General features: G+C 59.5%; 15 protein-coding genes and 1 tRNA gene. 11 read left to right on the top strand and 5 right to left on the bottom strand.

Features of this window, described 5'->3' with window-relative positions; genetic code table 11:
- The first annotated feature begins 307 nt into the window (after positions 1-307).
- The 3 genes from AB1Z34_RS06890 to AB1Z34_RS06900 all read left to right on the top strand — a co-directional run bounded on the left by AB1Z34_RS06890 (position 308) and on the right by AB1Z34_RS06900 (position 3,446).
- Entirely contained in the window at positions 308-1,690 is a 1,383-nt protein-coding gene (locus AB1Z34_RS06890; RefSeq protein WP_016423084.1) for a dicarboxylate/amino acid:cation symporter, read from the top strand.
- A 10-nt stretch (positions 1,691-1,700) separates the two neighbouring features.
- The gene (locus AB1Z34_RS06895; protein ID WP_042388800.1) at positions 1,701-2,555 is read left to right on the top strand and encodes a serine hydrolase; all 855 of its coding nucleotides are present in this window, start codon (positions 1,701-1,703) and stop codon (positions 2,553-2,555) included.
- A gap of 267 nt (positions 2,556-2,822) precedes the next feature.
- Positions 2,823-3,446 carry a DUF3145 family protein gene (locus tag AB1Z34_RS06900; protein WP_016423082.1) on the top strand — a complete coding sequence of 208 codons (624 nt, stop codon included), beginning with the start codon at positions 2,823-2,825 and terminating at the stop codon, positions 3,444-3,446.
- Here AB1Z34_RS06900 and AB1Z34_RS06905 read toward each other — a convergent pair.
- Positions 3,422-3,787 (bottom strand): acyl carrier protein, encoded by a 366-nt coding sequence (locus AB1Z34_RS06905; protein WP_016423081.1) that lies wholly within the window; start codon positions 3,785-3,787, stop codon positions 3,422-3,424. The two genes, AB1Z34_RS06900 and AB1Z34_RS06905, sit on opposite strands and share 25 nt — an antisense overlap.
- A complete protein-coding gene (gene aceE / locus AB1Z34_RS06910) occupies positions 3,787-6,543 on the bottom strand; it encodes a pyruvate dehydrogenase (acetyl-transferring), homodimeric type (RefSeq protein ID WP_016423080.1) in 2,757 nt (918 codons plus the stop codon). Before aceE ends, AB1Z34_RS06905 begins: the two co-directional genes overlap by 1 nt.
- A gap of 264 nt (positions 6,544-6,807) precedes the next feature.
- Here aceE and AB1Z34_RS06915 point away from each other — a divergent pair, with 264 nt between their 5' ends.
- From AB1Z34_RS06915 to AB1Z34_RS06930, 4 genes are all read left to right on the top strand, one after another.
- Positions 6,808-7,218 carry a DUF3052 domain-containing protein gene (locus tag AB1Z34_RS06915; protein WP_005511050.1) on the top strand — a complete coding sequence of 137 codons (411 nt, stop codon included), beginning with the start codon at positions 6,808-6,810 and terminating at the stop codon, positions 7,216-7,218.
- A gap of 123 nt (positions 7,219-7,341) precedes the next feature.
- Positions 7,342-7,413, top strand: a tRNA-Val gene (locus tag AB1Z34_RS06920).
- 72 nt (positions 7,414-7,485) lie between these two features.
- A complete protein-coding gene (locus AB1Z34_RS06925) occupies positions 7,486-8,091 on the top strand; it encodes a hypothetical protein (protein WP_147580944.1) in 606 nt (201 codons plus the stop codon).
- Between the two features lie 49 nt (positions 8,092-8,140).
- Positions 8,141-9,052: a cobalamin biosynthesis protein gene (locus AB1Z34_RS06930; RefSeq protein ID WP_081636732.1), complete on the top strand. Its 912-nt coding sequence runs from the start codon at positions 8,141-8,143 to the stop codon at positions 9,050-9,052.
- Here the strand turns inward: AB1Z34_RS06930 and AB1Z34_RS06935 are convergent.
- Complete coding sequence (locus tag AB1Z34_RS06935) at positions 9,049-10,035, bottom strand: SURF1 family protein (RefSeq protein WP_016423077.1); 987 nt, start codon at positions 10,033-10,035, stop codon at positions 9,049-9,051. The genes AB1Z34_RS06930 and AB1Z34_RS06935 overlap by 4 nt on opposite strands.
- A gap of 139 nt (positions 10,036-10,174) precedes the next feature.
- On the opposite strand from AB1Z34_RS06935, the gene AB1Z34_RS06940 reads away from it, so the two are divergent.
- Complete coding sequence (locus AB1Z34_RS06940; protein WP_016423076.1) at positions 10,175-10,753, top strand: GtrA family protein; 579 nt, start codon at positions 10,175-10,177, stop codon at positions 10,751-10,753.
- Here AB1Z34_RS06940 and AB1Z34_RS06945 read toward each other — a convergent pair.
- Positions 10,750-11,259 (bottom strand): low molecular weight protein-tyrosine-phosphatase, encoded by a 510-nt coding sequence (locus AB1Z34_RS06945; RefSeq protein ID WP_016423075.1) that lies wholly within the window; start codon positions 11,257-11,259, stop codon positions 10,750-10,752. The genes AB1Z34_RS06940 and AB1Z34_RS06945 overlap by 4 nt on opposite strands.
- Before the next feature lie 62 nt (positions 11,260-11,321).
- A complete protein-coding gene (locus tag AB1Z34_RS06950) occupies positions 11,322-12,002 on the bottom strand; it encodes an HAD hydrolase-like protein (protein WP_016423074.1) in 681 nt (226 codons plus the stop codon).
- A 35-nt stretch (positions 12,003-12,037) separates the two neighbouring features.
- Between AB1Z34_RS06950 and cobC the strand changes: the two genes are divergently transcribed.
- From cobC to AB1Z34_RS06965, 3 genes are all read left to right on the top strand, one after another.
- Entirely contained in the window at positions 12,038-13,171 is a 1,134-nt protein-coding gene (gene cobC, locus AB1Z34_RS06955; RefSeq protein ID WP_016423073.1) for an Rv2231c family pyridoxal phosphate-dependent protein CobC, read from the top strand.
- Between the two features lie 69 nt (positions 13,172-13,240).
- Positions 13,241-14,428, top strand: coding sequence for a Nif3-like dinuclear metal center hexameric protein (locus AB1Z34_RS06960; protein ID WP_016423072.1), 1,188 nt, complete (start codon positions 13,241-13,243; stop codon positions 14,426-14,428).
- 5 nt (positions 14,429-14,433) lie between these two features.
- Complete coding sequence (locus tag AB1Z34_RS06965; protein ID WP_016423071.1) at positions 14,434-15,177, top strand: zinc ribbon domain-containing protein; 744 nt, start codon at positions 14,434-14,436, stop codon at positions 15,175-15,177.
- The last annotated feature ends 12 nt before the right edge of the window (positions 15,178-15,189 follow it).

The following is a 15,189-nucleotide window of genomic DNA, read 5'->3' on the forward strand; positions in this document are numbered from 1 at the left end:
TATTCGGGTGAGGGGCCGTGTTGGAAATTGGTGTCACAACATCAATCGTGGCAGTCTTATCGTTTGTCTCTTAACCGGACTTGCTAGATAGAAATGACCAACATGAAAATGCTCACAAAGCGGCGTTGGCTCGATTACGGCCGAATCTCCACTTCCTCCTGTCGCTAAACACTTCGGGGCTTCCGCCTCGCTGCGCCTGTCTCTTCGAGGCTGAGCTCAGCGGCCCCGGACCCCGTCGCGCGCATTTGTCAGACGGCATAAGGCGCGGCACAAGTGTTTTCAGAGAAATAAAACTCCAGGAGGAAAAGTGAATAAATTTAAATGGGCGACCGGCTTCGGTGCCCAAGTTGTCTATGGCCTGATTATTGGTCTCATTTTGGGCTTCATGGCCCGCAGTACTGGCGATGACTCCTCGCTGCGCACAGCGCTCGACGAGGTCGGCAGTACCTACGTCACGCTGTTGAAGCTGCTCATCCCGCCGCTGGTGGTCACCGCGGTCGTGGTGTCGATTGCCAACCTGCGCCAGGTCGCAGGCGCAGCCAAGCTGGCTGTTTCGACACTGATTTGGTTTGCCATTACGTCCTTTGTATCGGTGGTCATCGCCATCGTGCTGGGCTTGGTCATCAAACCGGGCGTTAACTCTGGTGTGGATGCCTCGGCGGCGCAAGAGCCGAGTTCCGTGGGCTCCTGGTGGGGATTCCTGCAGAGCATTGTCCCGCAGAACTTTCTCGGCCTTGGCGTGAAGATCAGCGAATCTGACGGTGCTGTATCCGGATCGCTGAACTTCAACGTCCTGCAGCTGCTGGTCATCGCGATTGTCTTCGGTGTCGCCGCAGTGAAGGTTGGCCCGAAGGCTGAGCCATTCATCGAGTTTTCCGGCTCTCTTTTGACCATCGTGCAGAAGGTGCTGTGGTGGGTCATCCGCCTGGCACCAATTGGTACCGCGGCTCTGATCGGCCACGCTGTCGCTGAGTACGGTTGGGAAGCACTCGGCAGCCTGGGCAAGTTCGCCATTGCCATCTACATTGGTCTGTTCCTGGTCATCGCAGTTGTGTACCCAGTTGTGCTGAAGATTCATGGCATTAGCCCAATCGACTTCTTCCGTCGCGTCTGGCCAGTGACCTCGCTCGGCTTCTTCACCCGTTCGTCTATGGGCGTCATGCCGGTCACTGAGCGCGTTGTTTCCCGTCGTTTGGCAGTACCGGATGAGTACGCCTCCTTCGCCGTGCCGCTGGGCGCCACCACGAAGATGGATGGTTGCGCCGCCATTTACCCGGCTATCGCGGCTATCTTCGTCTCGCAGTTCTACGGTGTGCCGTTGGACTTCACGGACTACCTGCTCATCATCTTCGTCTCCGTCATCGGTTCGGCAGCAACTGCTGGCACCACCGGCGCTACTGTCATGCTGACCCTGACTCTGTCGACCCTTGGCCTGCCACTCGCCGGCGTCGGTCTCCTGCTGGCTGTCGAGCCGATCGTGGATATGGGCCGCACTGCGGTGAACGTCACCGGTCAGGCTGTGGTCCCGTTGGTCGTCGCAAAGCGTGCGGGAATCTGGGACAAGGACGAGTGGGACGCCAGCGCCAACGCCGACCTGTCGCCAGCCGACGAGTCGGACGACGAGTCTGCAGACGCGCCTGCTGAGAAGTCCGAGTCCGCCGAAAAGTCCGAGTCCGCCACGCTTGCGTAGTCTTGAGAACATGACTTCTTGGAAGCCCTCTGTTCTTGCGCAAGTTGATCAGTGGCCAGTTGACATGGTCGCGGCTGCCGTGCGTGCCGACGATGGCAGTTGGCACACCCACGGTGATAGCGGTCGCGTGTTTGAGCTCGCCAGCGTGACCAAGTTACTGGCCGCTGTGGGCATGCTTGTGGCCGTCGAAGAGGGCGCGGTGGAGCTCGACCAAGAGCTCACGCCACCCGGTCACGGCGCGACTGTGCGTCACCTTCTGGCGCACGCCGGCGGGGTGGGGTTTGCCAGCCGCGAGCTGGAAAAAGAACCAGGGGAGCGGCGCATTTACTCCTCCGCGGGCTTTGACATCATCGCCGATGCCATCGCTGCGGAGGCAGAGATGCCGTTTAGTGAATACCTGCGCCAGGCCGTGTTTGAGCCGCTGGGGATGGCGGATTCCGTACTGGATGGCTCGGCAGGGCATGGCGCGCGTAGCAGCGTCGCTAATCTCATGGCCTTCGTCGATGAGATCTTCACCCCGACTCTGCTGCATCCCGATACCGTGACCGAAGCGTTGACCGTGCAGTTCCCGGGCCTGAATGGTGTCGTGCCGGGCTATGGTATGCAACGTCCGGCCGATTGGGGCCTGGGTTTTGAGATTTTCGGACACCCCGATTCCAAGCAGGGGCTGTGGTTTGGTGCTTCGATGCCCAAGGATGTCGCAGGCCACTTCGGGCAGGCGGGCACGTTCCTGTGGCTGCATCGTCCAACCGGACGGGCGGCGATCGCGCTGACCGACCGAGATTTCGGCGAGTGGGCTAAGCCGCTGTGGACGGATTTCAATGATGAACTCTGGCGTGAGCTGGAAGAACACGCTGAAGATTAAGGGGATATGAGCTAAGTCGGCGTCGCTTGCGGCGCCGATTTTTCGTCTCAGCGCTAAATCACATCTGGGGGATTAAGGACAACTTGAGGGTTGCCAGCAGCCGTCTCGGAAATAACAATCATAAACACGTGCAACGCAAACCTCAGAAGTGTTGTTTTACCGCAGTGCTTTTTCTGCAGTGTGGCAAGTGTCGTTGGATGAGTTCGTAGGGGAAGACGAATCTCGTCTTACACCAATTGACCGCAACTTTTCCGAGGACCTTCGTCTATGCGCACCCAACTTTCAGGCGTTCTGTGGATTCACAGCATGCCAGGGCCGCTGCAACCACACATCACGTGGGCGCTGGCCCGGCTCAGCATGCCCGATGGCACTAAGCCAGGCCGGGATATTTGGCGTGCGACCGACCAGGATGCCACTTTGTGCGCCGAGGTGCCTTTCACTGCAAGTGCTGACACCATCGCCACACTGGTGGACAACCTGGCTAGGTGGCCGCGCCTCTATTTCGAGCTGGCGCAAGACCCAGCCGTGGATGATGACGGCTACGCCATCGATGGCATGCGCTACTGTCATACCCCGCAGCTGGGGACTTTTGCCGGACAGACTGATGCCGCCGGAAACATCGTGGTCAACGAGGATGCGCTGCGTTCCATCATGGCGCGCGGCGGCGACATCGAAGGGGCCCTAGACGCGGCCATCGGCGGGCCGTGGGACCGCGTGCTAGAGCCGATGCGCATGATGACGGCAGGCTACGCCCCCGAAGAGTGCTTTACGACGTCCGCCCCTGCCGGACCCGACAGTGCCAGCGGCAACTCGACCGCTGGCAACGCAGACCTCGGTGGGGTAGAGGCAGCTAACGTGCTGCAGCTCTACCCGCGCCGGGCGGCGATGTAGTCAACTACATCGCCAAGGGTCTTAAACGAGGGAATGTCCTCGTCCTCAATGCGGACTCCCAGCCCTTCCTCACAGCGGACGGCCAACTCTACGACGCTCAAGCGGTCAAAGCCGTAGTCGGTCAGCGGAGTGGGGAGCTCTAAGGACTCCACCTCGTCGTTAGCCATCTTTTTGACGATTGCCGCGACCTCGCCGTGAAGACCTGCGGGCAGGTCAGCGTCGGCGGAACCCTTCTTCGAGCCCGCGTTCGCTGCATTGGGTGAGGCATCGTCAGCGTCACCGGCACCGGTGACCTGTGTGCCCAGTAGGGCGCTGAGCTGATCTCCAAGGCTAGAGGTCATTATTCAGCGTCCTGAGTGGTTGCGGTTGGGTCGGTAATCTGCAGCTCTTCGGCTGCTTCCTGGGCGACACTCTTGTCGAGCTTGCCAGCGCGTGCCAGTGCGGCCAGGGCCGCAACAGCGACTGACTCGCCGTCGGAGTTGAAGTAGCGGCGAGCGGCCGGACGGGTATCCGAGAAGCCGTAGCCATCGGTGCCGAGGACGGTGTAGTCACCTGGAACCCACTTGCGAATCTGCTCCGGGACCGCACGCTGGAAGTCAGTCACTGCGATGAATGGCCCATCGGTGTCGGACAGCTGGCGGGTTACGAAGGCGTCTTCGACCTCTTCAGCCGGGTTGTGCAGACGCTCAGTGTCACGCTCGTGTCCATCGCGAGCCAGCTCATTCCACGAGGTCACCGAGTAAATCGAGGAAGCCACGCCGTAGTCTTCCAGGATGTCTGCGGCACGCAGCGCCTCCTGCATGCCAATGCCGGAAGCCAGCAGGTTGACATGCTTGTCGCCCTCGGCCTTGCGGAAGCGGTAGATACCGCCAAGCAGCCCCTCGACATCGAGATCTTCTGGGACAGCCGGCTGCGAAGTCGGCTCATTGTAGATAGTCAGGTAGTAAATGACATCTTCGCCGCGCTCCGGGCCGTACATGCGGTCAATGCCATCGCAGACGATGTAGGCAATCTCGTAGGCGAATGCCGGGTCGAAGGAGACCACCGACGGGTTCGTAGCCGCCAGCAACTGGGAGTGACCGTCCATGTGCTGCAGGCCTTCACCTGTCAGCGTCGTGCGGCCAGCTGTCGCCCCGAGCAGGAAGCCGCGGGACATTTGGTCACCAGCGGCCCAAATGGAGTCAGCCGTGCGCTGGAAACCGAACATCGAGTAGAAGATGTAGAGCGGAATCATGGCCACGCCATGGGTGGCGTACGCCGAGCCGACAGCGGTAAACGACCCCACAGAGCCCGCCTCGGAAATGCCCTCGTGCAGAATCTGACCGTCCTTCGCTTCCTTGTAGGACAGCATCAGTTCATGGTCGACCGGAGTGTAGTTCTGGCCGTGCGGGTTGTAGATCTTCAGCGTCGGGAACCAGGAGTCCATGCCGAAGGTGCGGGCCTCATCAGGGATGATAGGCACGAAGCGGTCCTTGAGATCCTTATCGCGCATCAGGTCCCTGAAAACACGCACCGTCGCCATAGTGGTGGCAACCTTTTGCTTACCTGATCCCTTGAGGAGGTTTTTCAGGGTTTCCGGCTTTGGCGTTGTCAGTGGTTCGTAGCTAGTGCGACGCTCCGGCACGAAACCGCCGAGTTCCTTGCGGCGCTCCAGCATGTACTGCACTTCCTCGGACTCTGGGCCCGGGTTGTAGTACGGCGGCAGGTAGGGATCCTTCTCCAGCTCCTCGTCGGAGATCGGAATGCGCTGGTTATCGCGGAAAAGCTTCAGATCATCGAGCGTCAGCTTCTTCATCTGGTGGGTCGCGTTGCGGCCCTCGAAGTTATGGCCGAGGCCATAGCCCTTAACCGTGTGCGCCAGAATGACGGTCGGCTGATCCTTGGTCTCCAAGGCTTTCTTGTAGGCAGCGTAAATCTTGCGGTAGTCGTGGCCACCGCGACGGAGGTTCCAAATCTCCTCGTCGGTCATGTCCTCGACCAGCTTGGCAGTGCGCGGGTCACGGCCGAAGAAGTGCTCGCGCACCCAAGCGCCGTTGTTAGCCTTCAGCGTCTGGTAGTCGCCATCGCAGAACTTATTCATCAGGTCGACTAGTGCGCCGTCCTTGTCCTTAGCGAAGAGCTCGTCCCACTCGCGGCCCCAAACGACCTTGATGACATTCCAACCAGCGCCGCGGAAGAACGACTCCAGCTCCTGGATGATGCTGGTGTTGCCGCGCACCGGACCGTCGAGGCGTTGCAGGTTACAGTTAATGACGAATGTCAGGTTATCCAGGTTGTTCAGCGCCGCATGCTGAATGGCGCCACGAGATTCCGGCTCATCCATTTCGCCGTCACCGAGGAAGGCCCAAACGTGCTGCTGGGAGGTGTCCTTGATGCCGCGGTCATGCAGGTAGCGGTTGAAGCGTGCCTGGTAGATGGCATTGAGCGGACCAAGGCCCATGGACACCGTCGGGAACTCCCAGAATTCTGGCATGCCATGCGGGTGCGGGTAGGAGGGAAGGCCATTGCCCTCGCCGAGGGAGACTTCCTGACGGAAACCGTCGAGGTCCTCTTCGGTCAGACGCCCCTCTAGGAATGCGCGGGCGTACATACCCGGCGAAGCGTGGCCCTGGAAGAAGACGTGGTCACCGCCGCCTGGGTGGTCTTTGCCGCGGAAGAAGTGGTTAAAGCCGACCTCGTAAAGCGGTGCGGCGCCCGCATAGGTAGAGATATGTCCGCCCACGCCGATACCCGGACGCTGTGCGCGATGGACCATAATTGCCGCATTCCAGCGAATCCACTTGCGGTAGCGGCGCTCAATGTCCTCATCGCCTGGGAATTCTGGCTCCATCTCAGTTGGGATGGTGTTGACGAGGTCTGTCGAGGTCAGCGGCGGTAGAGCCACGCGCTTTGCCGTGGCACGTTCCAGCAGGCGCAGCATGAGGAAACGTGCGCGCTCCGGACCTGCCTCTTCTAACAGTCCGTCGAGAGACTCAAGCCACTCCTTGGTCTCTTCAGGATCTGCATCCGTGAGATAGGAGGCGACCCCATCACGGATAAGGGCAAAGTTTGACTCATCAGAGTGGGCTTGTGGCGTACCCGACGAGGTATCGGACATTGTGAGCTCCTTTCAGTCCCTGAAGGAAAGGCAAAGGTTATTTTTCTCCACTCTACGTCTGAATCGTTTGTTGTGCCCCTAGCCGTTTCTTGCACACGCTTTCACCGAACAATCCGCTCCGCTTTACGACGAACATTGCGAAAACTGCACCTTTTTGGGGAAATTCTTATTTTGCAGCTGTGAAAAATGTATTTGAGCGGTAAAATTTCCCCACATAGCTCGAAAAATCGAGCTGGATATTTTTTCTAGAGGAGGAAAAGGGAAGTGGTCAACGCCACAGGCGCTGCTCATGAATATGCGAGCAGGCTCGGCATCAAGGAAGGTCAGCTAGTCCAGGAGGTTGGCTGGGATACGGACTGTGACTCAGCAATCAGTGAGTCGGTCGAGAATTTCCTGGATGCAGACCTGCTCGACGAAGACACGGATGAGGTTGTCGACGTCGTATTGCTGTGGTGGCGTGAAGAAGACGGCGACTTGGTCGATGGTCTTGTGGATGCTTCCCGCCCTTTGGAGGATGAAGGCCGCGTTTGGTTGCTCACGCCGGGTGCTGGTCAGCCGGGTGCCATTGATCCTGGCGTGATTGACGAGTCCGCACAGCTGGCTGGTTTCTCCAACACCTCGGCGCTTCGTCTGGGGGATTGGCAAGGCAATTGCCTGGTGCAGCGCTCTAGCTAGCCGGCGTTAACTGCCCCGTTTGAATCGGCTACTAGCCGAGCTATTGAAATAATCTGCATAAACGCTGTGTGTAGTGCGCAATTGGCAATCTATGTTTGCCGTGTGTTAAAGTTTCGCAGCAGCGCGGCGATAGCTCAGCGGTAGAGCTCTGGTTTTACACACCAGCGGTCGGGGGTTCGAAACCCTCTCGCCGCACAGACATAATCCGCCCGGATTCTTGTAATGGAGAATCCGGGCGGATTTTTGTTTGTGCTAAACTCCCGGTCTGTGCGTTTTACAAAATCGCTTGCCACCATTGTTTTTGTCGGATCTCTACTTGCGGGCCCACAGGCCTACGCAATTGGAGGAGACGGTAAACCAGTAATCGACGCTGCCACCTGTAAGGCAATGGTCAAAGCCGCAAATGCAGGCGAGCCGGTGGAGGATCCATCGATTCTCCATCTCTCCGACAAGATGCCTTCCTACCTTGCCGACGGCACCCTGGACTACGTTGTTGCTCCAGACTTTCCGTACCGCGCGCAGCTGGACGCTGCTGCCCAAGAGTGGAATGAAAAGCTCGGTGGCAAGGTCGTGCTCCGGGAAGTGACCAAAGACAAAGCTGATTCGGATACCGTGAGCGTTCGCTACGTGCCTAAGCCGAACTCGCACGTTTTGGCTTCTGCATCGGAAATTAGTAAAGAAATGACGGTTTTCGTTACTTCCACACTCTATCCTGATGCAATTCGCAGCACGCTTGCACACGAGTTTGGGCACCTACTCGGTATCCGGCACACCTGTGATTACACCTTGATGGCTGCATCTTCGCACCGTCATCCGGCAGCACATGTCACTCCGCTCGATGTCGTAGCCGTTCTGCAGGGACAGTTCGATTAAATTGCGTATAAAAGCCAGAAACCGACATCTCTGGCGGCGCGGTGCGGCTATCGCTGTGGGGTATGCACTTGACCGCATCTTCGCAGATCCCACCAATCACCATCCGGTGGCCCTCTACGGGCAGGCTGTCAGTAAGCTTGAGCGCCGAATCTACGCCGACTCCAAAGGGTGCGGGATAGCTTTCACCACCATCGCAGTGGCCACACCGGTAGCGTTTACAGCCGCAATCAGCACAGTCGCTCCGAGCCTCACGCTGGCTGCTGTCACGTGGGCGTCGCTTGGCGGCACCACTCTTCGCCGCACTGGTGAACGCATGGCTGACCGACTCACCTCCGGTGACATCGATGCCGCTCGTGCGCTAGTGCCGTGGCTGTGCTCGCGTGATCCGAAAGCTCTCGACGCTGATGGCATCGCCCGAGCCACCGTCGAATCGCTCGCCGAGAATACCTCCGACGCCGTCACCGGCACTCTCATGTGGGGTGCCATTGCAGGAGCTCCTGGTGTGGTCGCTCATCGAGCGGCCAATACCCTCGACGCGATGGTGGGGTACCGCAACGCTCGCTATCGCCAGTTCGGGTGGGCAAGTGCACGGCTTGACGACATCGCCGGGTTCCTCCCCGCGAGACTTACAGCTATCGCAACTGTGGTTGCAGGTCCGGACCGTCGTCAAGCATTGGCAGCGTGGCGACGAGACGCCAGCAACCACCCAAGTCCGAACGCAGGCGTCGTGGAGGCGAGCGCTGCAGGCGCGCTGGGGCTGCAGCTGGGCGGCGCGACGGTGTATCCCAGTGGAGTGGAGATGCGCCCGATGCTTGGCGGTGGTCGGAGACCTGCGGTGGCAGATGTTCGGCGTGCGGCTGAGCTGAGCAAGCGAGTACAAAATATTGTTGCGCTCAGCTGCGCCGGAGCAGCAGTAATCGCCGGATGTATGCGGCGCGTGAAAGCGCGAGCTGAGAGTTAGAAACGCTCGTCGTATCGGTTGTCGCGGTAACCTGCGGCGCGATGGCCAGTGTTGCCGTAGCGTTGCGCCATGCGCTGGCGGTGCAGCTCGGCGGCGCGATCCTCTTCGGACTTAGCCTGCGGAGGAGTGGGAGTGGTGGCATCGTCCGATTCGGGTGTTGCGTCCTCGGAGTCATCAGCGTCATCTACTGGTTCCGCGGCTTCGGCATCGCGGAGGTTCTTGGCCATCTCCTCTTGCTCCGCGCGGTCTCGTTTGCGCTCGACGATTTCAGCGCGAATGAACCAGACGACGGCAAGCGGCACGAGAGCGCCGAAGAAGATCCACTGAATGCCGTAGGAGAGGTAGGGGCCGGACTCCAGGGTGGGCAGCGGAATGGCCTCGATGACGGCATCGGATTTGTCCGAGAGTTGAAGCCAATCGGGGTTGAGTTCGGTGTCGACTAGCTCGGACACTTCCTTGGTGTTGATTCCGTAGACCTGCGGCGGGGTGCCGGGGATTGGGGCGGTCTCGGCGGGAATCTCGTTTCGGCGGGTAAAGGCCGAGATAGTCAAGGTGCCCTTCGGGGCTGCCTCAACATTGGGGGTGCTGGAGTCTGTCGGGCGTACAAAGCCGCGGTTGACCAGGTAGTTTTCGCCATTGTTCGCGACGAAGACATCGAGTACCTGGACGGCGGGGGCTCCATTGGCCGGGCGGTTACGCAATAGCACGCGGGTATCCGGCAGGAAGGACCCGGTGGCGGTAACGCGACGCCATTCGTTGCCCTCGACGAATCCTTTGCCCTTGGGCATTAGCTCATTGACGTCTACGGGGTCGAGCTCGAATGAGTGCTCAAGCTGCTGATTGCGATGCTGCGTCGCGGTGTTCTTACCCAACTGCCACGGAGCCAGAACAGTAAATGCGAGATAGGAAAACGCAATGGCGACAATGGCAGTGAGAACCCATCCAGGGGTCAGAAACTGGCGCACATTCTTAAACACATTCATTGAGCTTACCCGGTGGTGTGGATGGCACTAGCGCGGCTGGTGGTTGGCGGTGCGGAGATTGAGTGAACTTCGGGTAAAGTTGTTTGAGCGTATTTGACGGGGAATCTACCCGGGGATAGATGGAAAGAGAGGTGTCGTGGTGGGCACGCAAACAGCGAAATCTTCGCCTTCACGCCGCTTCAGCACAGTCTCGCGCCAGTTCATCAAGTTCGGTCTGGTCGGCGGCACAGGTGTGGTTGTCAACCTGATTGTCGTGATTATTGCCCGCAAGTTGGGTCTCAGTCTGGGCACCAATGAGCACGACGTGTTTATGAACTTGTTCGGAACGCGGTGGAATATCCGTTACTCCCACGTCTATGCAACTCTGGCGTTTGTCGTGGCTAATATCTGGAACTTCCAGCTCAACCGGTCCTGGACTTTCCGAACTGACAATCGCCCGAATTGGTTTAGGCAGTTCTTCCCGTTTTTATTTGCAGGTATCTCAGCGCTGATTGTGAACCTGGTTGTCATCACTCTGCTGACTAACCCCACCTCGCCACTGGCACTGCCGGTAGACATTTTCGACGACTCCACCGGCTTTAGAAACCGCCTCTACTGGGCAAACCTTATCGGCGTTATTTTGGGCACGCCCGCTAACTTCATCTTGAATAAGATTTGGGCGTTTCGAAACCGGGGCAATGCCAGCAAAACAAAAGAAAAGGTTGTTTTGAAACCTTAGCGCTCAGAGGCCAGCGCCAGAGTCTCACGCAACCATGCGATGATTCCCGGCGTCGCGGCCTCAATTTCGTTTCGAGTGCGGACGAATCCCTCCGGGCCTCCGTAGTAAGGATCGGCCACGACGGCCCCCTTCGGGGATGCCGGGTCGAAGGAACGCATCAGGCGAATCTTCTCTTTTGGCACGCCAGCGTGGAGTAGACCATTGATGTGCGATTCATCCATGGCGATGAAAAGCGTTGCATCCATGTGCTCATCGCCCAGCTGTGCCGCGGTGTGGTTCGGATCGTAGCCAGCATTTTCCAGCTCGGCTTGTGCTCGCTCGTCGGCGGGTTCGCCGACATGCCAGCCGCCGATTCCGCAGGAGGCGAGCAGGACATCGTCGGCAAGCGCATTGGCTTCAACCGCGTCACGGACGATGATTTCAGCCATGGGGGAGCGGCAGATATTTCCGGAGCAGACAAACACGACGTACACGGACTCAGTACGATGCGACGAGTTCATAAGCATAATAGGCAAAACCAAACTTCTCGGAAAATAAAAATAGGATTGTCACTAATCGTTGACGAGTCTTAAAGATACAACATTTCCCGCACAACACGATTCAGGTCCTCAGGCGAGGACGCCAAAGCCGCTGCCGATGCCCACTCAGATTCTGAGCCGTAGCCCCATTTAACAGCGATGGCGGGGATACCGAACTGTGCGGCGCCCTCAAAATCATGGATGCGATCGCCGACCATTACGACCGAACCACGCGGGCGCACTGCTTCATCGGTTTCAATGCCTAACTCCTTGAGCGTGTACTCAATGACCTCAGTCTTTGTCTGTCGTGAGCCGTCGTCGCTGGCGGCGCCGATGAAGTCAAAGGCGTCGAGAATCCCGAAATTGTCCAAGGTTTTACGGGCGAAGTACTCGCCCTTGGAAGTCGCAGTGGCTAGTTGGACGCCTGCTGCCCGCCAATCGCGTAGGAGCTCCGGCCAGCCGGGGAACATCTCGGCACGCTGCCAAGCACCGGCGTGTTGATGCTCCATGTACACAGCGAAGGCTCGGTCGACCTGTTCGTCGGAAAGTCCGAGGGATGCGAGTGTCTCCACCATTGGCGGGCCGGGGATCGTGTTGATAAAGCTCTCGGGCGGAAGTGGGTGGTCAATTGCCTTCAATGCAAGGCGGAACCCATGTGCGATTGCGGGGAGAGAATCGGCGATGGTGCCGTCGACATCAATAAGGACAGTGGGGCGATGGCCAGTGGACATATTGTTCATCCTAAAAGGTCATTAGGCTGGATGGCATGTTAGACGACCCGCTGCGCTATCACGGCGATCAGGCCGCCCATGGCGCTGACCTGGACTTTGCCGTCAATGTTCACGGCACCACACCGCAGTGGCTGCAGGACTCGCTGGCCACGTCCCTCGGAGAACTTGCCGCGTATCCGTCTGCGCAGCTCGATGCCGACGTCCGCGCTGCCATTGCCACCAACCACAATCGCAGCGCCGACGAGGTACTGCTTCTCCACGGCGTCGCCGAGGGCTTTTCGCTCTTGCCGCACCTGGGCTTGCCCGCCACCATCGTCCAGCCGCAGTTCACCGAACCTGAAGCCGCGTTCCGCGCCGCGGGAGTCGGGGTGGATTCGCTGGTACTACCGTCGCCGTACACGCTCACGCCTACGCTTGCCGACGTCCACGAGAACGCCTCCTCCCCGCATTCCCAGCAGCTTGACGGTCGGATGGTCATCATCGGCAATCCGACTAACCCCACCGGTGTTGCTCATTCAGCGGATGACCTGCGGGGGCTCGCCAGCCGTTGTGGGATCTTGGTCGTGGATGAGGCATTTATGGACGTCGCCGATGGTGAGATTATTCGGCGGTGCTCGCTAGCTGATTGCAGGCCGGGGGAAGCGAACAGTATCCCCGATAATGTCATCGTTTTCCGCAGCATGACTAAGACCTGGGCAATCGCAGGCCTGCGCTGTGGTTACGCACTGGGAACCCCTGAGCTCCTGGCGAAGTTGGGGCGACTGCGTCCGCACTGGCCACTGGGCACGCTGCAACTTACCGCTATGGCGGCAATCGCGTGTCGCGAGGCAGAGCTGTTGCCACAAATCCGCGCTGAGATTGGTCAGCAGCGCGAGGCTATGACACAGCTGTTAGTAGCCGCCGGCTGGCAGGTGTTGGATTCCAAGGCTCCCTTTGTGCTGGCACGCCCGGGGGTTGCCCTGAGCACGCATGATGGTCCGGGCGCTGCGGCGGTTGACGTCGTCAAGCACGAGCGTCTGAGACAGCGGCTCGCTGCGCGTGGAGTAGCCGTGCGGCGTTGCGACACCTTCGCCGGTTTGGACGGTTCGTGGTGGCGGCTGGCTGTGCGGGACGAGACCAGTGTGCGGCGGCTTATTGCGGAAGTAGCGGATTTGCTGTCGCAGAACTGATGGGTCGGGGCAGAGTTCACTACGCTGGAAGAGAAGCTGGAGAGAAATGCATGTTGAAGGGATGGATGTATGACGGACTCTGCGCAGACCCGTGCCGAGGGCAATAACACTGTGGTGACCGTTGCCGACGTGCGTGCGGCGATGGATGCGGCCTACCCGCCGGCACTGGCGGAGAACTGGGATAAAGTTGGCCTGATTTGCGGTGACCCGCAGGATGAGGTGCGTCGCATCGCGTTGGCGCTGGACTGCACTGACGAGGTTGCAGATCGCGCGATTGCCTCCGGTGCTCAGATGCTTGTTGTGCACCATCCGCTGCTTCTGCGTGGTGTGAATTCCGTGGCGGCGGATACACCGAAGGGTCGGATTATTCATAAGCTGATCCGGGCAGGTGTAGCTCTCTTCGCAGCGCACACCAACGCGGACAGCGCCCGACCGGGTGTCAACGACCAGTTGGCCACGGTGCTCGGAGTTGAACCGGGTGCGCCGCTGGCTCCGCAGCCGGCTCCCGGCTTGGATACCTGGACGGTGAAGGTTCCGGCAGATCACGTCGATAAGGTTGCGCAAGCCATGTTTGAGGCGGGCGCGGGCACTATCGGCGACTACGACAGCTGTGCGTTTCGCATTAACGGCCGCGGCCAGTTCCGCCCGCTGAGCGGGGCGAATCCCTTCATCGGTGCCGAGGGGCAGATTGAGTATGTCGAGGAAGTGCGCCTGGAGATGGTCGCGCCACGGTCCGTGCGCGCGGCGATTGTCAAGGCTCTCGTTGCAGCGCATCCGTATGAGGAGCCGGCCTTCGATATCGTGGACAATCAGGCTACCGGCTTGGATCCGCAGCAGGCTGTGGGCATTGGGCGAGTGGGCACGCTGGATACGCCGATGCCATTTAAAGACTTCGTCGCCCGTGTGGCTGAGCGCCTGCCTGCAACGGCATGGGGCGTGCGTGGCGCAGGCGATCCGGAGCGGATGATTCGCACGGTTGCCGTCGCATCTGGTTCAGGTGACTCTTTCCTGGACACTGTGGCAAAGATGGGCGTCGATGCGTTCGTTACCTCTGACCTGCGGCATCATCCTGTCGATGAGACACTGCGGACCGCGGACTTCTGCGTGGTGGACACGGCTCACTGGGCCAGCGAGTTCCCCTGGTGCTACCAGGCCGCAGACATGCTGGCCGAGAGGCTCGGGGTCGCGACCGAGGTCCTTGAGGTGCGCACCGATCCCTGGACAGTGGCAGAATCGTCGACACAGGCAAGGAAGTGAAGACCATGAGGCTTAGTCCACAAATCCAAGTTGCGATGTTGGAAAAGGCGGAAAACCAAACTCTGTTGGATGGGCTCACCGCCCGCCAGAACGTTCTGCCCGAGCGTGCCGAGTTGCAGGAGCTGCGCAAAAAGCACAGCCGTCAGGCCAGTGAGGCAGCGCGCTCCAAGCTCAGCGCCTCCGATATCGGCCGCGATATTGCCAAGCTGGAATCGGACATCAACAAGCTGAAGGCTCGCGAAAAGGCTGATCGTCTGTCGCTCGGTGCCGCAGAAGACGCATCCACGCGCCGTGACCTCGAGCATGACCTGCGCTCCACCAAGCGCCGCCGCGAACGCGCTGAACAGGAACTCCAGCAGTACGAGCGCATGCAGGAGGCCTATCAGGTCGACGCTGAGCACGAATACGACGCCGACGAGGCGCACGATGACATCGTCGCCGCCAAGCAAAGGCTTAACGACGCCGAGGTTGACCTCATTGCGCGCATTTCCATCGCTGAGACCCGAATCGAAGAGGCTGACAAACTCATTGATGGTTCGGCAGCCAAGCTGTACCGTCGTCTAGCGCTTGCTAACGGCATCCCCGTTGCCCGCTTAAACGGACGCACCTGCGGTTCCTGCTTCATGGAGCTCGATGTAGGAACCGTGCATGAATTCACCACGCTTGCGCCGGAAGAAGTGACGTTTTGTCCTGAATGTGGCGCGATGATTGTGCGTGCGGAAACGCTGGGAGCGGTGAAAGGCGCGTAAATGAGCCAGGCT

It is taken from the genome of Corynebacterium sp. 045007 (assembly GCF_040743205.1).
In the GTDB taxonomy this organism is placed as follows: Bacteria; Actinomycetota; Actinomycetes; order Mycobacteriales; family Mycobacteriaceae; genus Corynebacterium; species Corynebacterium jeikeium_D.